Origin of the sequence: Streptomyces sp. NBC_00885 (genome assembly GCF_045207475.1) — a bacterium.
GTDB lineage: Bacteria > Actinomycetota > Actinomycetes > Streptomycetales > Streptomycetaceae > Streptomyces.
Genome location: NZ_CP108796.1, coordinates 3818054 through 3840720, shown reverse-complemented (window position 1 = coordinate 3840720; position 22667 = coordinate 3818054). Strand labels below are relative to the sequence as shown.

Below are 22667 nucleotides of genomic sequence, written 5' to 3'. Positions count from 1 at the left end.
TCGATCGCATGACGTGGTCAAACTGCGTGAAGAAGACCACTCCAAGGTGGGACGTGGGCCGGGGGCGCGTAGCCTCGCTACCTATGAGTACGAATGCCTCGTCGGTCGACCCCCTCGCCACCCTCGGCTCCCTGCCGGGCGTCGCCGACTCCGTGGACTCCGTACGCAAAGCCGTCGACCGGGTCTACGGTCACCGGGTGATGCGCCGGCGCAGTACCGAGGTCACGTCGGAGGCGGCGCTGCGCGGAGCTCGGGCTTCCGCCGCGCTGTCCGGTGCGGACTGGGCGCTGGAAGAGGTCCGCAGGCGGACCGACTTCGGCGTCGAGCCCGAGGCGCGCACGGTGGGTGCGGCCCTGCGGCTGACCGCCGAGGCGGGTCAACTCCTGTCCATCTGGCGGCAGTCGCCGCTGCGTGTGCTCGCCCGGCTGCATCTGGTCGCGGCGAGCGGCGCCGGTGACGACGCCACGGTGGGCAGGCCGCGCCTCGCGGGCGAGGGAGTTGAGGAGCCGCTGATCGAGGCCCCGCTTCCGGATGCGGACGAGGTGACCGGCCGACTCGACGGACTGGCCGAACTGATCATCGCGGGCAGCTCCGCCCCGGCTCTGGTCACCGCTTCCGTGGTCCACGGAGAGCTGCTGGCTCTGCGCCCGTTCGGTACGTACAACGGTCTCGTCGCGCGGGCCGCCGAGCGCATCGTGCTGATCGGCAGCGGGCTTGACCCGAAGGCGATCTGCCCCGCCGAAGTCGGTCACGCCGAGCAGGGCCGGGCGGCGTACGTCGCCGCATTCGAGGGGTATCTGTCGGGCACGCCGGACGGGATGGCCGCGTGGATCGCGCACTGCGGGTGTGCGGTGGAACTCGGGGTCAGGGAGTCGACGGCCGTGTGTGAGGCATTGCAGCGCGGCGCTGCGTGAACTGTGGCCGGATGAGTTCCTGAAAGAGCCCCGAACAGGGTTGCGGCGGTACCGGAATTGGTACCGCCGCTGGCATGTCCGCCGAGTTACCAAGCGTCCTCGATATATTGCCCATCAGGTCGGGAACTTCTGCCCGTCACCTGGTGCGGCTGGCCCGTAATCGACGGGTCGACGTCGCGTGGGTGCTCAGTTTTCATGCTTCGGTCCGTGGGCCTTCATGCGTTAAAGGTGATCCTTTCGGATGTCCTTGGTCTCGCGGGCCGTTGATTCATTTGTACTCCAGCGCGAGGGGAAGCGGAACCCCTAGCTGCACATCTTTACTTTTAGGTTCAAACACGGACGTATATCTACACAGCGGCGGCAGTGGCAATCTGAGCCGCGGCATTGCGTCGCCGGCTGGCGTACCAGACGAGCCCGGCGGTTGCGGCCGCCGCCCCCACCGCAGCCGCCGCGACCAGGGCCGGACGCGGCGGCATCGACAGGGCAGGCAGCCGCTGTTTGAGGCGGACCGGACGGTTGAAAACGAGAATCGGCCAGCCGCGCGCGGTCGCCTCCCGGCGCAGTGCCCGGTCCGGGTTCACTGCATAGGGATGGCCGACGGAGGAGAGCATCGGGACGTCCGTCGCCGAGTCGCTGTAGGCGTAACAGCGCGCCAGGTCGTACCCCTCCGAGGCGGCGAGCTCCTTTACCGCTTCGGCTTTGGTCGGCCCGTATGCGTAGTACTCCACCTCCCCGGTGAAGCAGCCGTCGTCGCCGACCACCATGCGGGTGGCCACCACCCGGTCGGCGCCGAGCAGCTCGCCGATCGGCTCGACCACCTCGGCGCCGGAGGTGGAGACGATGACGACGTCGCGGCCCGCGGTGTGGTGCTCCTCGATGAGGGACGCGGCCTCGTCGTAGATGATCGGGTCGATCAGGTCATGGAGCGTCTCGGCGACGATCTCCTTGACCTGCTGGACGTTCCAGCCTTTGCAGAGCGCCGAGAGGTACTGGCGCATCCGCTCCATCTGGTCGTGGTCGGCACCGCCGGCGAGAAAGACGAACTGGGTATAGGCGGTACGCAGTACGGCGCGACGGTTGATCAGCCCGCCTTGGTAGAAGGACTTGCTGAAGGTCAACGTCGAAGACTTCGCAATGACCGTCTTGTCCAGGTCGAAGAAGGCGGCTGTGCGCGGCAAGGAGTGGTTTTCCACGAGCCTGAGCATAGGTGCCCGCCATTCGGCGTACGCTCGGGCGCGTGGGTTTGCCTGAGAAGGCTCTCGGGTACACCATGGAAGTCACGGATCGTTCGCGACCGTGCTAACCCGGTCCGGCTCCTCCCCCCCCGAGTCGGCCGGAGAGACGACCCCCGCTCTCCCCCCCGGCGGGGGTCGTCGCATGTCCGGACGCCTTTTCGTCCCGCTGCTGTGATCCATGGTGATCGTTCTCCCTCGTGCGAGCCGTGCCGTCGACGGCCTTCCATCACTCTGCACGGTCACTGTGCGTAGTGGAAGTGCTGCTCCCGGCAGTCACCGGTATCAGTGAGCGAGATATTCACAAGTGGCTAGTTGTCCACAGCTTTTCAGCAAGATCCACACGATTTCCCGGTGCGCTGCACGGTGATTCCAGCCGCGCAGTTCGCGGACCGGAGGAATCGCAGATCTCGGCATGAAGCGAGATCGAAGTAATCAGGGGGTGGAGAACGTGGCTGGATCCATCACGTCCACACGGCCGCCGGCCGTCGAAGGGCGGCGGGACGGGCCGCTGATCGTCACCGAGGACATGGAACTGCTCGACGATCTGCTGCGGTTGTGTGCCGCGGCGGGGGCCGAGCCGGACGTCCATCACTCGGTGCCGGAGCGGAGAGGAAGCTGGGAGGGGGCGCCGCTGGTCCTCGTCGGCGACGACGCTGCCGCTCGCTGTCGTGGTGCGGCGCGCAGACGCGGTGTGCTTCTGGTCGGACGCGATCAGGATGACCCGGACGTCTGGCGGCGGGCGGTCGAGATCGGGGCCGACTGCGTGCTGCGGCTGCCCGATGCCGAGAGCTGGCTCGTCGACCGTATCGCCGATGTGGTCGAGGGGGTCGGACGGCAGGCGCTCACTGTGGGGGTGATCGGCGGCCGGGGCGGGGCCGGGGCATCCACGCTGGCCTGCGCGCTGGCGGTGACCGCGGCGAGGACCGGGCAGCGCACCATGCTCGTCGACGGCGACCCTATTGGAGTACGCGCAGGTTCCCCCGAGGCCTCTGGAGCGTACGAAGCTGCATCTCAGCAGGTCATCGGGCCGCGATCTCCCGATTCGGGGATCTCCAGGATTTCAGGAGTTCTCCTGCAAATTCACATGTGACTCCAGTAATCTCACGCAACGTGGCAGATTCCGAAAGTCGCGTGCTCACCCTCGTACGCTCCGCCGAGCCCACGTCGCCGGAGGCAGACCTCGCCGCGGTGTCGGTAGACACCGGGCTGGCGGACGTGGTCACCCTCCAGCGCCGGCAGCAGGCGAGGGTGTCCGTGCAGGACGAGGAGAGCTTCTTCATCGACACGCTCTCCGAGTACCAGTGGGCGCGGGACGCCGCCGGGCTCGCCATGTCGACACTGGATGCCCTGATCAAGCCCGTGATCGAGATCTGCGACTACTACGGCACGGTGCCCTGGCAGCTGACCCCAAGGGAGGTCGACAAGTACTTCGCCGGGCCGGGCAAGCGCGCGCATTCGACGCAGCGGCAGAAGATCAACCGGATCGACGGCTACTTCGCCTTCCTCGAACAGCGGTACGGGGGCGAGATCCTGCGGCGGTTCGGGGCGAACGTGGAGTCGCCGATCGATCCGTTCAACCGCCCACAACACCGCGGCGACTTCGGACTGCGCATACCGCCGTCGCAGACCGCCACGAAGGAGTTCTTCGCCCGCTGGCGTGAGGACCTGGCGAGCCACCGGAAGTACCTGGTGGCCTGCCGCGACTATGTGATGACGAAGATCGCCTACCTGTCCGGGGTGCGGGCGGCCGAGCTCTGCGGCGTCTGCCTCGGCGACATCAACTGGGAGCACGGGCAGTGGGGCCGCTTCACGGTCCTCGGCAAGGCCGCTCGCGGCTCTGGGCCGCGGCCGAGGGAGGCATACCTCTTCCAGGAGGGCCGCGATCTCCTGTGGTGGTACATCGAGGAGATCCGCGGGGAGTTCGGTGACGACGCCGACCACCCGAGGGCCCCGCTCTGGCCTTCGGAACGCAAGCCCAAGGCGATAGCCGCGCTGAACCTGCCGATAGCCCCCGCGATCGTCCCTTCGACGTTCCGCAAGCATCTACACGACGCGGCGGCCGCCTACCTGACCGGCCCGGTCACCGACCTCTTCCCCCACCTCCTGCGTCACGCATGCGCGACCCACAACTATGAGCGTGGCATGTCTCTTTGGGAGGTCCAGAAGGTCCTCGGGCATGACTGGGCAACCACGACACTTCGGTACATGGCGACCGCCCACGCCGATCCGGAACATGCGAACCTTGCCGCCAGCGCCGAGGCGGCTCAGCGACTGGTGATGGACAAGGGGAACCTGCGGTGAAGTGGAACCTGCGGATGGTGGCCGCACAGCGCGATCTGTGGAGGCCGACCGAGGTGCTGGCGGCGTTCAAGGAGGTCGGGTTCAACCCGTCGCTGAGCAAGGTCGCGGCGATGTGGGGCGGCACCCCCATCTCCGTCCGGCTGGACGACCTGGACAAGATCTGCACGGCCCTGAACTGCACGGTCGGCGACCTGCTTCAGGCAGAGCCGCTGGACGCGGCCCTGGCGCCGCCGGAGCATGGCCAGAAGGCCGTCGGGGCTGAGGGGATGGGATCGGGGCCGGTGCGGCCCAGCCCGCGAAGCGGCCAGCAGCGCGGACCGCGCTCGCTTCCGCCGAACTGAGCCGCGATGGGGAGGAGGGTTTCGTTCTTCGCGCAGTGCGCGGGGTGCTGGGGCTGGGGAGCGCTGGCCTCCCAGCATCACTGCCACGGCTGCCAGCACTGGCTGACAGGCCGCGAGTGGGCCGTTTGCCGCCGCTGTCGGCACGAGACGCACGTCGGCCGCGAAGGGATCTGCCGCCCGTGTTTGCAGGCGGTCCGGCTCGACGACGACGTCGAATGGGTCATGGATCCGGACAACGCCGGTGCACGGGCCCGTCAACTGCTGCTGATCTTCAACGGCATGGCCGTGCCCAACGCGATGCCGCTGAAGAAGTCGAAGAACGGCGGCCGGCGCGAGATGATCCGGTGGAAGCAGAAGTGGGCGGCCAGCGACGCAATCGACCGCGACGACCCGGCGGTGCTGCCGCCGACCGTCCGCGGCCAGCAGGCACTGTTCCCGATGAAACGCACGTCGCTATCGATCGACACCGCCCGGCGCGTCCTCGCCCGGCCTTTGGAGGGCTACGAGGCGGCCGTCGCCGAGGCAGCCGTGTTCGCCCGCGAGTACAGCCTGAGCGATGGCTGGGTGCGCAAGATCGCGGAGATGATCCACCTGGCCCTGGCCATCCGGGACGCTGAGGGGCACGACCTGGTGCCCGAGGAAGCACTCGATGAGCTGCCGAACTTCTGGACCGCGGTCGGCAAGATCCTGAGCCGGGCAGGCATGCTGCGGACGAGGCAGATACCCGCGCCGCCGCGGCGGAGGCGGCCTCCGAAGACCGGCTACGTCGGAACCCCACCGCCCCCGCCGCCTCCCACCCCACGGTCCTGCCGGGACTGCGACGCCTGGCTGAGTGGTGTCCGGCGGCAACGCTGCACCGCGTGTCAGGGTTGGCACGGCAAGCACAAGCGGCCGGCCGGACGGTGTGAACGTTGCCACCGCGAGGGACTGCCGCTGAAGGGCGGCCGTTGCCGCGGCTGCTGCCTCCACGTCTACCTGCACGGCCCGGACGCCGAAGCGGAGCCGTTCACACAGCTGTGGATTGCTGACCCGCTTGCCGCAGGTCTGTGGATACCCAGGGGCCAGCTCGGCTACAAGCCGTCGAGCGACCACATCGAACGCGCCCGGCGGATCGACGAACGGCGGGCGGCCCGCAGCCCGTTGGTTCCCCAGCTGGCCGTTCCGGGCCAGGAAGTGCTGTTCACGACACGCAGGGACTGGACGTCACTGCTGAACCTCGACCGGCGCGTCGAGTCACTGCCAGAGATGACTGAGTCCGCCCGGCGCCTGGCCGACGAGTTCACGACCATGATGCGCGACCAGCAGTGGGACATGAACCAGCGGGTGGTGAACGGGCGGACCTTGACCATCCTGCTGTCCTGGCTCGGCGCTGACGCCCCCGTCCTGGAGGCCGACGTGGTCGAACTCTCCCGCCAGGACGTGAACTTGTCGGCCAAGCGGGTCTGCCAGTTCCTCAAGTCCCGCGGCATGCTCGTCGAAGATCCCGACCTCCATCGCGACCGGGACCTGGAGTGGATCGAACAGGCCCTGGCCAAGCTGCCGGAGCAGATCGCGACAGAAGTGCGGGCCTGGGTCACTGTCTTGCGTGGTCAGGGCCGACGCGAACACGAAGCCCGCGGCTACGGCAGCATCCGCCGCTATTTCTCCGGCTTCCAGTCGGTCCTGGAGGACTGGATTGCCGACGGTCTCACCAGCCTGCGGGAGATTTCCCACGACGACGTCAAGAAAGCCGTCGGCGACCACCAGGGCTACGCGGCCCGCTACCGCCACGGCGCCCTCCGGAGTCTCTTCCGGGCCCTGCGACAGGAACAGCTGGTCTTCCAGAACCCGACCCGGGGCGTGGTCGTCGGCGCCGTCAAGACCCTCCCGCCATCCATCCCCTCCGATGTCCTGGCCGGCCTGCTGGACCACGCGACCAGCGCCGCCGCACGGCTCGTCCTGGCCCTTGTGGCCGTCCACGGCCTGCCCGGCCACGAAGTCTGTCACCTGCTGACCGAGGACCTCAGCCTCTCCAAGGGCCGCCTCATCGTCCGCCGAGGGCTTCGGCGCCACACCGTCTACCTCGAAGAGTTCACCCACCGGCTCGCCGCCGAATGGACCGCCGAACGGCACCGCCGCTGGCCCGGCTCCACCAGCCCCTATCTGCTGGTCAGCCAGCAGACTGCGATGGATCCCGACCACCCGCCCATCACCACCACCATGCTCAAGCGAGCCGTCCAACAGGTGAAACTCTCACTCTCAGAACTTCGGCAGGACCGCATCCTGCACGAGGCCAAGATCTCCGCCGACCCTCTCCGCCTCATGCGGCTGTTCGGCATCAGCGACACCACCGCCATGCGCTACATCTCCGCCGCCCACCCCGAGCGCACAGCGAAGCTGCCCAGATGATCTGTGAGCACTCGAAGATCCACAAATGACGTCCGGGCGGGCCTACGCGCGCTGAAGGCCTCGGCGCCGATCGCGCAGGCTCACCACTTCGCCGCCAGCCGCCCCCGGACTCAGGGAGGTCCCGGGCACAAGCGACCGCATAAGAACAGGATGCAACCCGAGGTCTTCTGCGGCATGGCGCAACGATGGTGATGCGCCGAACCGGCGGGTCATCATCATGCGCATAAGAGCTGGTTGCTCCGGATGCACCGTGACAGGTTCCCGAGACCGCCACTGGTTCGTGGCCATTTGCCGATAGAGACTAGATCGACGAGTGCTGTCGATGAGGCCCAGGCCGAATGCCCTCTCGATCAGCGCTTGCATGGAAATTCCCCAGTTGGATTTCAGGACGGCTAGATTCCGAAGGGTGAAGTTTCCGCTCAGAGTCTCGCGCGCCTGCTCGTCTGGAATGAGGAAGGCGCCGGCAAACCTGTGAGCCTCTGCCTCTGCCTGCTTCGCTGAGATTGTGCGTCGCGCTGGGTGCAGCACGAGGTGTCCCAATTCGTGGGCAACCGTGAAACGTTGACGGTCTCCAGCGTCGGTGCCGAAATAGGCGATCAGGTGAGGATCGGCTACCCCTCTCCAGCATGAGACGCCGGAGTGCCCGATCGCTACATCTTCTTGTTCTCCAGCCCCGTCAACGAGAATTAGAGGAACGACGGGAATTCCGGCCCGCTCGCAGGTTCGAATGACATGCTTCAGAATTCCGTCACGGGCAACCCCGAGGGCGTCCCGCGTTTCCGCGGCCAGTGTCTCGATGCTTGCATCGTCGATCTCCCCTTCCGCCCGCGGGAGTGGGAGACGCCGCATGCGTGTCTCTGCGATGAGCTGGGCCGCCACGCGATAGGCCTCTCGCGCTGTGGCTTTGACTCGGTCAACCTCCTTGGCCGGTGCGCTGGCCTTCTTGCGGAAGTGCAGTGTGTCCGTCGGGAGATCATCCGGGTCCACGAGGAAGAAGCTATACGGAGTACCTGTGGCGTTGGCGACTGCCTGCAAAGTTTCCTCGCTGGCAGTCTTGTCTCCCCTTTCGATTCCGGAGATCATCGACTGCGTCACCCCGGCGATGCCCTCAAGTTCTTTTTGGGTCAAGCCCATGAGCATGCGGAGGGTGCGTAGTCGCGCACCGGTATCAAGCACTTCCCTTTTCGCCTTCTTCTTGTTCTTCGTCGTCTTCGAACAGGAAACCCAGATCGATCTCTTCGTCGCTTGAGAGGAACTCAAGTTTAGAGAGATCCTCTGCGCTACGTGGCAAGAGTAGGTCGTAGTCCGATGTCGAAATTGCGCCCGCCCTGAAGGTTTTCGTCGGGCGCACGACTCGGATGACTATCTCGCCTTTTGTGTCGACGTCCCATACAGCCAGCAGATGGCTTGCTTCTACCCCGATGAGATCAGGTGCCGGGTTCCGATAGTAATTTATGCGGGCCCGGTTCTTGCCTGGTGGAGGCACAGCGTCACCGAATGGTGAGCGGTGCAGCAGGCGAATGGACATTGCGTTTCGCGAAAGATGGATGCGCCCGCCGCCTCTGCGGGAAGGCTTCCAGCCGACGAGATCCTGTTTCAGTAAGTACGCGAGCGCGTGGTCGCGCGTCAGGTCGGTGCGGCCCTTGAGGAAGCGCCGATCCTTCATATCGTGTCGATCATAGTGATCGTGCGCGTTCTGCCGACCTTCCTCCAGGGCCTCGTGGAGCGGTGCGGCAAGAGGCGTGATGGCCTCCGTGATGAGCCGTGCATCCTCAGGTCTGAGCATGGCGGTGATTTTATTACCAAGATTCTCAGACTGCAAGAACGCGTTGCGCACTCCTTCCCGGCAGCCGTCGCTGCCCGGCCGGCTGGGCGGTGGTTGCTAGCGCTGTCTGACTTGCAGGAGAACGTCGTCGCACTGGTCCCTGACGTCGGCCATCCTGCGGCCCCGGCGAGTCGACGTGCCGCTCGGATCGCCGGGAACCCGACCGGCATCGCCGCTCAGATGCGGCAGGACGTGCGGGTTCAAGCTTCAAAGCGTTCCGGAATCCTGGAACCTGCGCGCTTCGCTCGGCGGGGGGATCGACGTGCTGCTCGGCGGAGAGCAGGCGGAAGGCAGGCGGTGGCCGGATTTCGCGGCTTCCAAGGGACGGGTCGCCGGCGGGGCGCTGGAGGAGTCGCTGCCCGAGCTGCATGACCTGCGGGTGCTCAGCTGGGACAGGGGCGACTCGGTGGTCATTCCGCCGGAGGCGATGCGGTCGGTGCTGGCCGCGGCACGCAGGCGCGGCGGGGTGGTGGTCGTGGATCTGCCGCGCCGGGTGGACGAAGGCGTGGCGGAGGCCTTGGCTCAGCTGGATCTCGGACTGCTGGTGGTGCCGGGCGAGTTGCGGGCGGTGGCTGCCGCGAATCGCGTGGCGTCGACGGTGGGCATGGTGCTCCAGGACCTGCGCGTGGTGGTGCGCGGGCCGTTCGCGGCGGGTCTGGACGAGCAGTGGGTCGCGCAGGCCCTGGGACTGCCGTTGGCGGGTGAACTGCCCTCGGAGGCCGGCCTGTTGGCCGCACAGGACTCGGGGGCTCCACCGGGCGGGCCGCGCGGGCCGCTGGCCAGGTTCTGCGCCGCCTTCTGGGATCGCGCGCTGACGGGTGGCGGGGTCTCATGAGCACCGGACTGCTGGACGCCGTGCGGCAGCGGCTCGCGGCGAGCGGCGCCGAGCCCACACCGGCACGTGTGGCCGCCGCGCTGAGGGCCCAGGGAAGGCTGCTGGGGGACGCCGAAGTGCTCGGCGGCACCGAGGAGTTACGGTGCGAACTGGTCGGGACGGGCCCCCTGGAGCCACTGCTGGCCGATCCATCCGTGACGGACGTCCTTGTGTCCGCGCCCGACCGGGTGTGGGTGGACCGGGGCCGTGGACTTGAGCTCACGGGAGTGACCTTCGCCGACACGGCCTCGGTGCGCAGGCTGGCGCAGCGGCTCGCGGCGGTGGCGGAGAGGCGCCTCGACGACGCCCGGCCATGGGTGGATGCCCGGCTGCCGGACGGGACCCGCATGCATGCCGTGATCCCGCCGGTGGCGGTCGGCTCGACGTGTCTGTCGCTGCGGGTCGTCAGGCCCCGGGCGTTCTCCGTGGGGGAGCTCGTCGCGGCAGGGACGGTACCGCCCGGCGGGGACCGGGTGTTGAGGGCACTGATCGATGCCCGCCTCTCCTTCCTGATCAGCGGCGGGACCGGATCGGGCAAGACGACCTTGCTGTCGAGTCTGCTCGGCCTCGTGGGGGAGCGCGAGCGGATCGTGCTGGCCGAGGACTCGGCGGAGCTCAGACCCGAACACCCGCATGTGGTCCGGCTGGAGTCGCGTACGGCGAACCAGGAGGGCGCGGGCCGGGTGACGCTGCGGGACCTGGTGCGCCAGGCGCTGCGGATGCGGCCCGACCGGCTGGTCGTCGGGGAGGTGCGCGGCGCGGAGGTCACCGAACTGCTGGCCGCGCTCAACACCGGGCACGAGGGCGGTTGCGGGACCGTCCATGCCAACGCCGCTGCGGATGTACCGGCCCGCCTGGAGGCCCTCGGGACGGCGGCGGGGCTCGACCGGGCGGCGCTGCACAGCCAGTTGGCGGCTGCTCTCGCCGTGGTGATCCATCTCGTACGGGACAGGGGCGGGCAGCGGCGGGTCGCCGAGGTGCATGTCCTGGACCGGGACGCGGCGGGGCTGGTGGTGACCGTGCCCGCACTGCGGTGGGGCGCGGAGGCATTCGCATACGGGCGGGGCTGGGAGCGGCTGCGGTCGCTGATCGGAGGTGCTCTGTGATGGCCGGCGCGCAGGTGTACGCGGCAGCGGTGTGTGCGGGGGCTGCTGCGTGGCTGGCGGTCGGGCGGGAACAGGGGCTCAGGCGGGCGCGGTTGCTGCTGGCGGGCGGCGGCGACGTGAAGGCCGCGCCGTGGTGGGCGGGGAAGGGGGTGCTGCCGCGGGTCCGGCTGCGGCGGGAGTGGCTGTGCCTGCCCGTTGCCCTTGTCCTCGCCGTGCTGGGTGAGTCGGTGCTGCCGCTGATCGCGGGGGCGGTGGCGGTGCCGCTGGTGAGGCGGCGACTGCGGGCCCGGGAGCTGAGGCGCGAGCAGGAACGACGGGCCGAGGGAGTGGTCACCCTCTGCGGCGCGGTGGCCGGCGAACTGCGCGCGGGGCTCCAGCCGGGGCAGGCGCTGCTGTTCGCCGCGAGGTCCACCGGGGTGCTGGGCGATGCGGAAGCCGGGGTACTCGCGGCCGCGCGCTTCGGGGGCGACGTTCCCCAGGCGCTGCGGGAGGCGGCGCGGGAGCCGGGTGCGGATGGGCTTGCGGGAGTCGCTGCCTGTTGGCGGGTGGCCGTGGACAGCGGTGCGGGTCTGGCCGCCGGGCTCGACCGGCTGGAGTCGGCCTTACGCGCGGAGCGGGACCAACAAGCCGATCTGAAAACCCAGTTGGCAGGTGCGTGGTCCACCATCGGGCTGCTCGCCCTGCTTCCGCTGGCGGGTCTCGGGATGGGCTGGGCGCTGGGCGCCGACCCCCTGCGGGTTCTGCTGCACACCCCGGCGGGCCTGATGTGCCTGGTTGTCGGCGGCTTGCTGGAGACAGCGGGTCTCTGCTGGGCAGGGCGGATCGTGCGCCAGGGAGGCGAGCCGTGACCGCGGACGCCGTCCACAGGCTGGGGGTATTGGTGTGTGTGGTGGCCGCAGTGGCCTTCCTGGCCTTCACGATCGCAGCAAGGCGGCGTCGGCGCGCCGTGCGCAGGCGGATCCAGGCGCTGTTGAGGGTGGAGCGCGAGCGGCAGCGACGGCGGCCGGAGTACGGGGCCTGGACGAGGCGTTGGGCTGCACCGTCGGGTGCGTTGATCACCGGCTGTGTCCTCGTCGGCGGGGTGACCGGCTGCGTCGTCGGGCTCGGCGGGGCGTATGGGTTATCGCGCTGGCAGCGGCGCCGTAAGCCGGCCGCGGGAGCCGAGGACCAGGAGGCAAGCCGCCAACTGCCGCTTGCCGCGGACCTCCTGGCTGCCTGTATCTCGGCCGGGGCGGGGCCCCGCGAGGCGGCGGAGGCGGTCGGGGAGTCGCTGGGCGGGCCGGTCGGCGAGCGGCTGGCGCGGGCAGCAGCGGAGTTGCGGCTCGGAGGTGAGCCGGCGCGGGCGTGGGGGTGGTTCGGGCGTATACCGGGAGCGGAGGCGCTGGGCCGCTGCCTGGAGCGAGCCGACTCGACCGGGGCTCCGGCCGCGGTGCCGGTGTCCCGGCTGGCCGAGCGCTTCCGGGCGGACCGGGCGCGGGCGGTCGCACAACGAGGCCACAAGGCGCAGGTCCTGATCACGGCCCCGGTCGGGCTGTGCTTCCTGCCCGCCTTCCTCGCGGTGGGCGTGGCCCCGGTCGTGATCGGCCTGGCGGACGGACTGCTGAACGGCAACTGAGCACACGCAGGTGTGCAACTGAACGAGAACTCTTGGGGGTTGACATGTGGAATCCGGTACGGGGATGGCTTCACGGGCTGGCGCGCAGGATGCGTAAGGACACGAGGCGCAAGGACGCGGGCATGACCACGTCCGAGTACGCCATGGGGACGATCGCGGCGTGCGCCTTCGCCGCCGTTCTGTACAAGGTCGTCACGAGCGGGGCCGTCTCGGGGGCGCTCCAGTCGGTGATCGGGAAGGCGCTTGATGCGCAGTTCTGAGGTAGCCGACAGGGGGTCCGTGACGGCGGAGGCGGCCGTGGCGCTGCCCGCCCTGGTGGTCTTCGCCATGGCCCTGGTCTGGGCGCTGATGGCCGCGTCCGCGCAGATGCAGTGCGTGGACGCGGCCCGGGCCGGGGCGCGCGCCGCCGCCCGGTCCGAGCCTCGGGCGGCCACGCTGGCCGCCGCCCGTTCGGCGGCTCCCAGTGGCGCCAGCGTCACGCTGGGGCGGACGGGTGACCTGTGGCGCGTCCGGGTCGAGGCGAAGGCCCCGGGCCCGGGTGCCCTGGCTTTGACGCTCAGCGCGGAGGCGGCTGCGTTCGCGGAGGACGCCGCGGGCCAGGAGGTCGCCTCATGAACCGGAACCGGCGACGCCGAGGCCAGGACCAGGACCGGGACCGGGACCGGGGTTCCGCGACCGTGTGGGTGGCCATGGCGGCCACCGTGCTGTGTGCCGTCTTCGCCGTCGTCCTCGCCATGGGGCAGGCCGTGGTCGCCCGCCATCGCGCCGGCTCCGCAGCCGACTTGGCCGCGTTGGCGGCCGCCGATCAGGCTCTGCGGGGCACGGCGACCGCCTGCGCGGAGGCGGCCGAGGTGGCCCGGGCGCAGGGTGCCACAGTGGTGCGCTGTGCGGTGCGGGGTGAGATCGCCGACGTGACGGCGCAGGCCCGCTTCGGCCCGTACGCCCCGGCGGTCAGGTCGCGGGCGGGGCCTCCTGCGCCGCAGGGGCGTCCCGCAGCAGTTCCGTGAGGAGGCGGACCGCGCCGCGCTTGTGCAGCGGGTCGTTGCCGTTGCCGCACTTCGGGGACTGGATGCAGGAGGGGCAGCCCGCCTCGCACTCGCAGGACGCGATCGCCTCACGCGTGGCCGTCAGCCACTCACGGGCGGTGTGGAAGGCCCGCTCGGCGAAGCCCGCACCACCCGGATGGCCGTCGTACACGAAGACGGTCGGCAGAAGGGTGTCCGGGTGGAGCGGCACCGAGACGCCACCGATGTCCCAGCGGTCGCAGGTGGCGAAGAGCGGCAGCATCCCGATGGAGGCGTGCTCGGCGGCGTGCAGGGCGCCGCCCAGCTGCTCCGGGTTGACCCGGGCGGCGTCCAGCTGGTCCTCGGTGACCGTCCACCACACCGCGCGGGTGCGCAGGGTGCGGGGCGGAAGATCGAGTTTGGTCTCGCCGAGCACCTCACCGGTGATGAGTTTGCGGCGCAGGAAGGAGACGACCTGGTTGGTGACCTCGACGGAGCCGTAGCAGAGGCGTCCGTCGCCCCACGGGATCTCGGTGTCGGTTTCGAGTACGGAGATGGAGGTGGTGTCGCGGGCGGTGGTGGAGTACGGCGGGTCGGCCTCCTCGACGAGGGCGGCCGAGTCCTCCAGGTCCAGGTGTTTCACCAGGTACGTACGGCCCTGGTGGAGATGGACGGCCCCGTCGTGGACCGAGGTGTGGGCGGCCGATTCGTCGACCGTGCCCAGCAGCCGGCCGGTGGCGGCCTCCACGATCTGGACAGGGCGGCCGCCCTCGCCCCGGATGTCGGTGAGGTCGGCGGCCCGCTCCCGGCGGGTCCAGTGCCAGCCGGAGGCCCGGCGCCGGAGCAGCTTGGCGGCCTCCAGCTGGGGCATGAGCTCGCCGGTCGCAGGGCCGAAGAGCTCAAGGTCGGCGTCCGTGAGGGGAAGCTCGGCGGCGGCAGCACACAGATGGGGGGCGAGGACGTACGGATTGTCGGGGTCGAGGACCGTGGACTCCACCGGCTGCTGGAACAGCGCCTCGGGGTGGTGGATGAGGTAGGTGTCCAGCGGATCGTCCCGGGCGACGAGCACGGCCAGGGCGCCCTGGCCCGAGCGGCCCGCGCGACCGGCCTGCTGCCAGAGCGAGGCCCGTGTACCGGGGTATCCGGCGATGATCACGGCATCGAGGCCTGAGACGTCGACGCCGAGCTCGAGGGCGGTGGTGGCGGCGAGGCCGAGGAGCTCGCCGGAGTGCAGTGCCCGCTCCAGGGCACGGCGCTCCTCGGGGAGGTAGCCGCCCCGGTAGGCGGCGACACGCGCGGGCAGCGAGCGGTCCACCTCGGCGAGGCGTTCCTTGGCGATGACAGAGATCAGCTCGGCGCCGCGCCGGGAGCGTACGAAGGCGACGGAGCGGACGCCCTGGACGGTCAGGTCGGTGAGCAGGTCCGCGGTCTCGGCGGTGGCAGTGCGGCGCACCGGTGCGCCCTTCTCGCCGTGCAGCTCGGTGAGCGGGGGCTCCCAGAGGGCGAAGACGAGTTCACCGCGCGGCGAGGCATCGTCGGCCACCTCCTGGACGGGCAGGCCGGTGAGGCGGCCGGCGGCCAGAGAAGGTTCCGCGGCGGTGGCGGATGCGAGGAGGAAGACCGGGTTCGCACCGTAGCGGGCGCATACGCGGCGAAGGCGGCGCAGCACCTGGGCGACATGGGAGCCGAAGACGCCCCGGTAGGTGTGGCACTCGTCGATGACGACATAGCGCAGCGAGCGCAGGAAGGAGGACCAGCGGGGGTGTGAGGGAAGTATTCCGCGATGCAGCATGTCCGGGTTGGTCAGGACGTACGTGGCGTACTGCCGGACCCACTCGCGTTCCTCGACCGGCGTGTCGCCGTCGTAGACGGCGGGACGCACCCGGTTGCCGAGCGGCGCGGCGAGTTCTTTCACGGCGCGGCACTGGTCGGCGGCCAGAGCTTTGGTCGGGGCCAGGTAGAGGGCCGTGGCACCGCGTCCATTGGGGGCGTCGGCGCCGTCGAGGAGGGTGGTGAGCACGGGGGCCAGGTAGGCCAGGGACTTGCCCGAGGCGGTGCCGGTGGCGATCACCACGGATTCGCCGTCTAGGGCGTGCTCGGCGGCGGCGGCCTGGTGGGCCCACGGATGGCCGATCCCCGCCTGCTGAATGGCGTTGATCACTTCCGGGCGGATGCGGTCGGGCCAGACTGCATGGCGGCCCGGCCTAGGGGGCAAGTGCTCCGTATGAGTGATGCGCGCGGCACGGCTCGCCCCCGCGGCGAGCCGGTCGAGGACCGTAGCCGGGGAGAGGCGGTTGTCCCCGCTCTCGGCGGGTCGTCTGGGACGGTGATTCTTGGCCATCGGCACCGAGTGTGTCACCGGCGTGACGGACAATGGTCCCAAGGCGTCGTGCATGGCTGCTGGTAAGTGATTGAATGCCATCGCGGCTGGCGACCGTCTCCGGCTCCGCCGGGGAGACCTGAGGGGGCGGCCGCTCGATAGCAAGGTGCTGGAGGATCCGTGGACCTGTCCCTGTCGACTCGCAATGTGTCCGGCCCTGGTGGCGACCGTACGGTCGTCGAGGTCGGTGGCGAGATTGATGTGTATACCGCGCCCAAGCTGCGCGAGCAGTTGGTCGAGTTGGTGAACGACGGCAGCTACCACCTGGTTGTCGACATGGAGGGCGTGGACTTCCTCGACTCCACCGGCCTCGGCGTGCTCGTGGGTGGCCTGAAGCGCGTTCGCGCGCATGAGGGCTCGCTGCGCCTGGTCTGCAACCAGGAGCGCATTCTCAAGATCTTCCGGATCACGGGTCTGACCAAGGTGTTCCCCATTCACACCACGGTCGACGAAGCTGTCGCGGCCACCGACTGACGGTCGGCCGCAGACTTCCGGAAGAAGTGAGGGGCACCGGGCATCCAGCCCGGTCCCCTGAGATGCACGCCCGTACGTCCGAGGGGGATTGCATGGCCACCGTTGAACTCCGCTTCAGCGCCCAGCCTGAGCATGTCAGGACCGCCCGTCTGGTGGCCGCTGCCGTGGCTCGCCGGGCAGGGGTCGACGAGGCCGTGCTGGACGAGGTCCGTCTCGCGGTCGGCGAGGCGTGCAGCCGTGCGGTCGGGCTGCACCGCAGCCATGGCATCACGGCCCCTGTCAGGGTCGTGCTGACCGAGGAGGAGAAGGCTTTCTCCATCGAGGTCGGGGACGAGGTCCCGAGCGCGGGCGCCGAGGGGTCCTCCGGGGCCCCAGGAGCCCGCGACGCCACGGACGAGGACCTGGACTCCGAGGGCGAGGACGAGATGGGTCTCGCCGTCATCAGCGGTCTCGTCGACGACGTGGAGGTCACGTCCACCGAGGAGGGGGGCGTGATCCGGATGAGTTGGCCGACGACGCCCGTCACCGTCGTGCCCTGATCGCGGATGATCGAAAACGGTGCCGAACTGTCGGCGCATTGATCGTTTTCTTTGGAAAGAGGCCCTGCTGAGCAGGGCCTCTTTCCATTTCTCTAGATCATTCAACGCGCGTCAATGCCTTTGCCCCATTACCTCTTTCGGGGGGCGTTTCGGGACCCGATCATTTGCTGAGGAGCAAGTGAAGGTCAATTCCAATTGCCGCGCCCTGTTTTGATCAGGTTCCGCTACCTACAATCCGTCCACATCTTGAGCTCTGAGCGTCAAGGAGGACGAATGGCGGGGCTCTTCATCCCAGAACTGACCGACCACCCCACTTCTCTCGCAGCCGCGGTACTCACCGACAGCAACCGGCTGATCGTTATCGTCATCGCCGCGGTCGCGGTGGCGGCACTGATCGTCGCCCAGGTGCTGACGCGCCAGGTGCTGGCCGCCGGCGAGGGCACTGATTCCATGAAGAAGATCGCGGCAGCCGTGCAGGAGGGCGCGAATGCCTATCTGGCCCGGCAGTTGCGCACCCTCGGCGTCTTCGCCGTCGTGGTGTTCTTCCTGCTGATGCTTCTTCCCGCAGACGACTGGTCACAGCGTGGCGGACGCTCGGTGTTCTTCCTGGTGGGTGCGCTCTTCTCGGCGGCCACCGGATACATCGGCATGCGTCTGGCAGTACGAGCAAATGTGCGCGTGGCGGCGGCCGCGCGTGAAGCGACACCGGCGGAGGGCGAGCCGGAAAAGGATCTGACGGCCGTCTCGCACAAGGCCATGAAGATCGCTTTCCGGACGGGAGGCGTGGTCGGCATGTTCACGGTGGGCCTCGGCCTGCTCGGTGCCTCCTGCGTCGTTCTCGTCTACGCGGCCGACGCGCCCAAGGTGCTCGAGGGCTTCGGCCTCGGCGCCGCGTTGATCGCCATGTTCATGCGTGTCGGCGGCGGCATCTTCACCAAGGCCGCCGACGTCGGCGCCGACCTGGTCGGCAAGGTCGAGCAGGGCATCCCGGAGGACGACCCGCGCAACGCCGCCACCATCGCCGACAACGTGGGCGACAACGTCGGTGACTGTGCCGGTATGGCGGCCGACCTCTTCGAGTCGTACGCGGTCACGCTCGTCGCGGCGCTCATCCTCGGCAAGGCGGCATTCGGCGACGCCGGACTCGCCTTTCCGCTGATCGTCCCGGCGATCGGCGTGGTCACCGCGATGATCGGCATCTTCGCGGTCGCCCCGCGGCGCGCCGACCGCAGCGGGATGACTGCCATCAACCGCGGATTCTTCATCTCCGCGCTGATCTCGCTCGGCATGGTGGCCGCGGCGGTGTTCATCTATCTGCCGTCCACGTACGCAGAGTTGGACGGTGTCACCGAGGCCGCGATCAAGTCGCATCCCGGAGACCCGCGGATTCTGGCGCTCGTCGCCGTGGCCATCGGCATCGTGCTCGCGGCCCTGATCCAGCAGCTGACCGGGTACTTCACCGAGACCACCCGGCGTCCCGTCAGGGACATCGGCAAGTCCTCGCTGACGGGACCCGCGACCGTTGTGCTGGCGGGTATCTCCATCGGTCTGGAATCCGCCGTCTACACCGCGCTGTTGATCGGTCTCGGTGTGTACGGGGCGTTCCTGCTCGGCGGTACGTCGATCATGCTCGCCCTGTTCGCGGTGGCTCTGGCCGGTACCGGTCTGCTCACCACGGTCGGCGTCATCGTCGCCATGGACACCTTCGGACCCGTCTCCGACAACGCCCAGGGCATCGCCGAGATGTCCGGCGACGTCACGGGCGCGGGCGCCCAGGTGCTCACCGACCTCGACGCTGTCGGCAACACCACCAAGGCCATCACCAAGGGAATCGCCATCGCCACGGCCGTCCTGGCCGCGTCAGCGCTCTTCGGCTCGTATCGCGACGCCATCGCGACCGCGGCCAGGGACGTCGGCGAGACGGTCGGTGAGGGCGCTCCGATGAACCTCGTGATGGACATCTCGCAGCCCAACAATCTGGTGGGCCTGATCCTCGGCGCCGCGGTCGTCTTCCTCTTCTCGGGTCTCGCGATCAGCGCAGTGTCCCGTTCGGCGGGCGCGGTCGTCTACGAGGTGCGGCGGCAGTTCCGCGAGCACCCCGGGATCATGGACTACAGCGAGCAGCCGGAGTACGGGCGCGTCGTCGACATCTGCACCAAGGACGCGCTGCGCGAGCTGGCCACACCGGGTCTGCTCGCCGTACTGACCCCGATCGCCGTCGGCTTCTCGCTCGGGGTGGGGGCCCTCGGCTCCTTCCTGGCGGGCGCGATCGGCACCGGCACGCTGATGGCCGTCTTCCTCGCCAACTCCGGTGGCGCGTGGGACAACGCCAAGAAACTCGTCGAGGACGGACACCACGGCGGCAAGGGCAGCGACGCCCACGCCGCCACCGTCATCGGTGACACCGTCGGCGACCCGTTCAAGGACACCGCGGGACCGGCGATCAACCCGCTGCTGAAGGTGATGAACCTGGTGGCGCTGCTGATTGCGCCCGCGGTGATCCAGTTCAGCTACGGGGACGACTCCAGCGCCGGCATCAGGGCGCTGGTGGCGGTGCTCGCGATCCTCGTCATCACCGGCGCGGTGTACATCTCCAAGCGGCGCGGCATCGCCGTCGGTGACGAAGACAACCATGCGGAGCGGAGCGCGAAGTCACCTGATCCTGCGGTGGTTTCGTAACACCTGCTCAAGAGGCGGGCGGGCGGCGCGTATTGACGTGCCGCCCGCCCGTTTGTGCGCCGTCGTGAGCCTTGTCTCTCTTGGTGCAAATGGCTTCAATAGGTGTCAGAGCGGACATACGACACGCGGTTGTCCCCCATCTGGCGTGTATGTTCCGGGGCCGAGAGCCTTGGAAGGGACCAATCCGGTGAACAAGAAGCTTGCGGCCGCACTGTCCGGCGGCGCGGTACTGGTACTGGCGCTGTCGGGCTGCTCCGACGACGACGGCGACAACAAGGTGAACGACTGGGCCAAGACGTTCTGCGACCAGGCGCAGCCGCAGATCAAGAAGCGGGCCAACGCCGAGCAGGCCATCATCTCGACGGCGGCGGACGGCAAGCCCGCCGACATCCAGGCCGCCGACTCGAAGGCCTTCCAGGACCTCGCCGATGTGAACAACTCACTCGCCACCGCGGTCAAGGCAGGCGGAACGCCGCCCATCGACGACGGTGCGAAGGTCCAGCAGGACGCGGTCGCCGAACTCCAGGCGACGGCCAAGGCCTACCTCGCTCTGAAGAAGGAGGTCGACGGGCTCAACGCCAAGGACCAGCAGAAGTTCGCGGACGGGCTGCAGGGCGTCGCCGACGGTCTGGCGAAGATCGAGAAGATGAAGCAGGACGCGGTGAAGAAGCTGCAGTCCGGTGACCTGGGCAAGGCGATGGCGAAGGAGCCCGGCTGCCGGACGGTGAAGGTCTCGAGTCCCCCCGCGGGCGGTTCCGGCTCGGACTCCCCCTCCGCCCCGGCTTCGTCGAAGGCACCGGCGAAGGCCGCGCCGAAGCCCTCGGTGACGGTCTCGGCAGCAAAGCCGGGCGAGGTGTAGGAGGCAGCGGGCAAGAAGGGGGCCCGGCCGTGCGGCGTTTGTCAGTGTCGGCCGCCACAATGGGCGGGTGAGTACGACCAGCCCTGCCCCAGGCCTTCCTTCGCCCGACCGCTCGCCCCGGCTGCGCGAAGCCCTCCTCGCCGCCGACTTCACCGCCGACGGACTGCTCGACCTGCTCGGCGCTCCCGCCTACGCCGCGCTCGCCCGCAGTGAGACGGTGCCGGCCCTGCGGGTCACCCGCGGGGACGGCGTCCTCGACACCCTCGTACAGCTGTTTCTGCTCCAGCGCTCCGTCGCCTCCGGGCGGGCGCGGGCAGCCCTGCCGCTCGACGAGTGCCTCGCCGACGGCTGGGTGGTGCAGGACGGCGAGGACGTACGCGCCACGGTCGATGTGAGGCCGTACGGCGGCCCCGAGGGCCAGGACTGGTTCATCGTCTCCGATCTGGGCTGCGCGGTCGGCGGCGCGGGTGGTGCGAGCGGCCAGGGCGAGGGAGTCGTTCTCGGTGTCGGCGGGGCGTCCACCACGCTCGCCGGGATCACCGTTCGTACGCCGGTGTCCTCCGCGCTCGACCTGGGCACCGGCTCCGGCATTCAGGCGCTGCACGCAACCCAGCACGCGATCCGGGTGACGGCCACCGATCTGAACCCGCGTGCCCTGCACTTCGCGCGGCTCACGCTGGCGCTCTCTGCAGCTCCGGAGGCCGATCTGCGCGAGGGTTCGCTCTACGAGCCGGTCCACAACGACACATTCGACCTGATCGTGTCCAACCCTCCGTTCGTCATCTCCCCCGGTGCCCGGCTGACCTACCGGGACGGCGGGATGGGCGGGGACGATCTGTGCCGTTCGCTCGTTCAGCAGGCGGGGGACAGGCTGAACGACGGGGGATACGCCCAGTTCCTCGCCAACTGGCAGCACGTGGAGGGGGAGGAGTGGCAGGAGCGCCTGCGCTCATGGGTGCCGCGCGGCTGTGACGCCTGGATCGTCCAGCGCGAGGTCCAGGACGTGACGCAGTACGCCGAACTGTGGCTGCGGGACAGCGGCGACCACCGCAGCGACCCCGCTCAGTACGCCGCGCGGTACGAGGCGTGGCTGGACGAGTTCGAGGCTCGTAAGACCAAGGCCGTCGGCTTCGGCTGGATCACGCTCAGGAAGTCCGGTTCCGAGCGCCCTTCGATCGTCGCCGAGGAGTGGCCGCACCCTGTCGAGCAGCCGCTCGGCGCCGGCGTGCAGGCGCACTTCGAGCGGCAGGACTATCTGCGTACGCATGACGACGCGGCGCTGCTCGCCGGTCACTTCACGCTGGCCGCGGAGGTCGTGCAGGAGCAGGTCGGGCTGCCGGGCGCGGAGGACCCGGAGCATGTGGTGCTGCGTCAGAACCGCGGCATGCGGCGCGCCACCAAGGTCGACACGGTCGGCGCGGGCTTCGCCGGGGTGTGCGACGGGACGCTCAGTGCAGGACGGATTCTGGACGCGATCGCCCAGCTGCTCGACGAGGATCCGGTGGTGCTGCGTGATCGCACCCCGCAGGCGCTGCGGCTGCTGGTCGAGGAAGGTTTTCTGGAACCGGTCCGTCCATGAGGTGAAACCGGCCAACATCAAACAGAAGAAGAGGAGGGTCGGCCTCCGGGTGGGTGAACCAAAGCGGCGTTCACCCGGAATTCGCACCCCTGTCGCCCGGAGGTGCCAGCCTCGGCCTCGGGGAGACCTCGGCTTCAGGGAAGGACCGGGTACGGGCATGGAGAGCGGGCCGGCGATCTTCGCGGGGACGGCGTTCACGCTGTTCGGGGCCGGGCTGCTGCTGTGGACGGGAGCGCGTGTGCGCCACCGGGCGCCGGTCGCGCACGGAGTGAGTCCCGCCACGGCCGCTGTGCTCGCCGCCCTGTTCGGCGCGGGGTTCCTCGCCCTCGGTCTCTGGTGCCTCGGCCGCGTCTGATCTGGGGGCATCTGGGCGCCGAAGCGCCGTCGTGCCGCTCCGGGGCGGCAGGAATGGCCGGACTCGGGTTACCGTTCGAGTGGCCGTTGCGGGCTTTTGCCGTTTGACACGGGGGCGGGTTGTACCGTCACACTCCGCAGCGACAGCAGCGTCACAGCCGTGCCGCACCCAGTGCCGTGCAGCCGTGAGCGCCCACAGA

At 69.2% G+C, this 22667-nt stretch carries 20 protein-coding genes and 2 pseudogenes; 18 read left to right on the top strand and 4 right to left on the bottom strand.

Going from position 1 to position 22667, the window contains the following annotated elements:
• The first annotated feature begins 83 nt into the window (after positions 1-83).
• On the top strand, positions 84-914 hold the full coding sequence (locus OHA61_RS17310) for an oxidoreductase (RefSeq protein WP_406303780.1): 831 nt from the start codon (positions 84-86) through the stop codon (positions 912-914).
• A 347-nt stretch (positions 915-1261) separates the two neighbouring features.
• Here the strand turns inward: OHA61_RS17310 and OHA61_RS17305 are convergent, their stop codons facing one another.
• Positions 1262-2119, bottom strand: a complete 858-nt coding sequence (locus OHA61_RS17305; RefSeq protein WP_324989814.1) for an HAD-IB family hydrolase — start codon at positions 2117-2119, stop codon at positions 1262-1264.
• A 478-nt stretch (positions 2120-2597) separates the two neighbouring features.
• Here OHA61_RS17305 and ssd (OHA61_RS17300) point away from each other — a divergent pair.
• The 4 genes and pseudogenes from ssd (OHA61_RS17300) to OHA61_RS17285 all read left to right on the top strand — a co-directional run.
• Positions 2598-3143: pseudogene (gene ssd, locus OHA61_RS17300) on the top strand (septum site-determining protein Ssd); the annotation flags it as partial.
• Positions 3144-3280: 137 nt separating this feature from the next.
• Positions 3281-4450, top strand: a complete 1170-nt coding sequence (locus tag OHA61_RS17295) for a tyrosine-type recombinase/integrase (RefSeq protein WP_406307386.1) — start codon at positions 3281-3283, stop codon at positions 4448-4450.
• A complete protein-coding gene (locus OHA61_RS17290; RefSeq protein WP_406303779.1) occupies positions 4447-4791 on the top strand; it encodes a helix-turn-helix domain-containing protein in 345 nt (114 codons plus the stop codon). The genes OHA61_RS17295 and OHA61_RS17290 overlap by 4 nt, the downstream gene beginning before the upstream one ends.
• Positions 4792-4974: 183 nt before the next feature.
• A complete protein-coding gene (locus OHA61_RS17285) occupies positions 4975-7179 on the top strand; it encodes a hypothetical protein (RefSeq protein WP_406303778.1) in 2205 nt (734 codons plus the stop codon).
• Between the two features lie 42 nt (positions 7180-7221).
• Here OHA61_RS17285 and OHA61_RS17280 read toward each other — a convergent pair whose 3' ends face one another.
• Both OHA61_RS17280 and OHA61_RS17275 read right to left on the bottom strand, forming a co-directional pair.
• Positions 7222-8439, bottom strand: a complete 1218-nt coding sequence (locus tag OHA61_RS17280; protein WP_406303777.1) for a helix-turn-helix domain-containing protein — start codon at positions 8437-8439, stop codon at positions 7222-7224.
• Positions 8348-8965, bottom strand: coding sequence for a hypothetical protein (locus tag OHA61_RS17275; protein WP_406303776.1), 618 nt, complete (start codon positions 8963-8965; stop codon positions 8348-8350). The genes OHA61_RS17280 and OHA61_RS17275 overlap by 92 nt, the downstream gene beginning before the upstream one ends.
• A 283-nt stretch (positions 8966-9248) precedes the next feature.
• Between OHA61_RS17275 and ssd (OHA61_RS17270) the strand changes: the two are divergent.
• The 7 genes and pseudogenes from ssd (OHA61_RS17270) to OHA61_RS17240 form a co-directional block, all read left to right on the top strand.
• A pseudogene (ssd, locus tag OHA61_RS17270) lies at positions 9249-9839 on the top strand (septum site-determining protein Ssd); the annotation flags it as partial.
• Positions 9836-10984: a TadA family conjugal transfer-associated ATPase gene (locus OHA61_RS17265; RefSeq protein WP_406303775.1), complete on the top strand. Its 1149-nt coding sequence runs from the start codon at positions 9836-9838 to the stop codon at positions 10982-10984. The pseudogene ssd (OHA61_RS17270) and the gene OHA61_RS17265, both read left to right, overlap by 4 nt.
• Entirely contained in the window at positions 10984-11832 is an 849-nt protein-coding gene (locus OHA61_RS17260) for a type II secretion system F family protein (protein ID WP_406303774.1), read from the top strand. Before OHA61_RS17265 ends, OHA61_RS17260 begins: the two co-directional genes overlap by 1 nt.
• Positions 11829-12599, top strand: a complete 771-nt coding sequence (locus OHA61_RS17255) for a type II secretion system F family protein (RefSeq protein ID WP_406303773.1) — start codon at positions 11829-11831, stop codon at positions 12597-12599. Before OHA61_RS17260 ends, OHA61_RS17255 begins: the two co-directional genes overlap by 4 nt.
• Positions 12600-12688: 89 nt before the next feature.
• Positions 12689-12859: a DUF4244 domain-containing protein gene (locus OHA61_RS17250; RefSeq protein ID WP_361902990.1), complete on the top strand. Its 171-nt coding sequence runs from the start codon at positions 12689-12691 to the stop codon at positions 12857-12859.
• The gene (locus OHA61_RS17245; protein WP_406303772.1) at positions 12846-13214 is read left to right on the top strand and encodes a TadE family type IV pilus minor pilin; all 369 of its coding nucleotides are present in this window, start codon (positions 12846-12848) and stop codon (positions 13212-13214) included. The genes OHA61_RS17250 and OHA61_RS17245 overlap by 14 nt, the downstream gene beginning before the upstream one ends.
• Entirely contained in the window at positions 13211-13606 is a 396-nt protein-coding gene (locus OHA61_RS17240; RefSeq protein ID WP_406303771.1) for an Rv3654c family TadE-like protein, read from the top strand. Before OHA61_RS17245 ends, OHA61_RS17240 begins: the two co-directional genes overlap by 4 nt.
• Here OHA61_RS17240 and OHA61_RS17235 read toward each other — a convergent pair.
• Positions 13551-16025, bottom strand: coding sequence for a DEAD/DEAH box helicase (locus OHA61_RS17235; protein ID WP_406303770.1), 2475 nt, complete (start codon positions 16023-16025; stop codon positions 13551-13553). The two genes, OHA61_RS17240 and OHA61_RS17235, sit on opposite strands and share 56 nt — an antisense overlap.
• Positions 16026-16103: 78 nt before the next feature.
• Here OHA61_RS17235 and OHA61_RS17230 point away from each other — a divergent pair, with 78 nt between their 5' ends.
• From OHA61_RS17230 to OHA61_RS17205, 6 genes are all read left to right on the top strand, one after another.
• Complete coding sequence (locus OHA61_RS17230; RefSeq protein WP_003967428.1) at positions 16104-16457, top strand: STAS domain-containing protein; 354 nt, start codon at positions 16104-16106, stop codon at positions 16455-16457.
• Positions 16458-16549: 92 nt separating this feature from the next.
• Complete coding sequence (locus OHA61_RS17225) at positions 16550-16996, top strand: ATP-binding protein (RefSeq protein WP_266479825.1); 447 nt, start codon at positions 16550-16552, stop codon at positions 16994-16996.
• A 273-nt stretch (positions 16997-17269) separates the two neighbouring features.
• On the top strand, positions 17270-19675 hold the full coding sequence (locus OHA61_RS17220; RefSeq protein WP_406303769.1) for a sodium-translocating pyrophosphatase: 2406 nt from the start codon (positions 17270-17272) through the stop codon (positions 19673-19675).
• Between the two features lie 187 nt (positions 19676-19862).
• Positions 19863-20534 carry a small secreted protein gene (locus tag OHA61_RS17215; RefSeq protein WP_406303768.1) on the top strand — a complete coding sequence of 224 codons (672 nt, stop codon included), beginning with the start codon at positions 19863-19865 and terminating at the stop codon, positions 20532-20534.
• 67 nt (positions 20535-20601) lie between these two features.
• Positions 20602-22113, top strand: a complete 1512-nt coding sequence (locus OHA61_RS17210) for a methyltransferase (RefSeq protein ID WP_406303767.1) — start codon at positions 20602-20604, stop codon at positions 22111-22113.
• A 157-nt stretch (positions 22114-22270) separates the two neighbouring features.
• Complete coding sequence (locus tag OHA61_RS17205; protein ID WP_406303766.1) at positions 22271-22468, top strand: hypothetical protein; 198 nt, start codon at positions 22271-22273, stop codon at positions 22466-22468.
• Positions 22469-22667 lie beyond the last annotated feature (199 nt).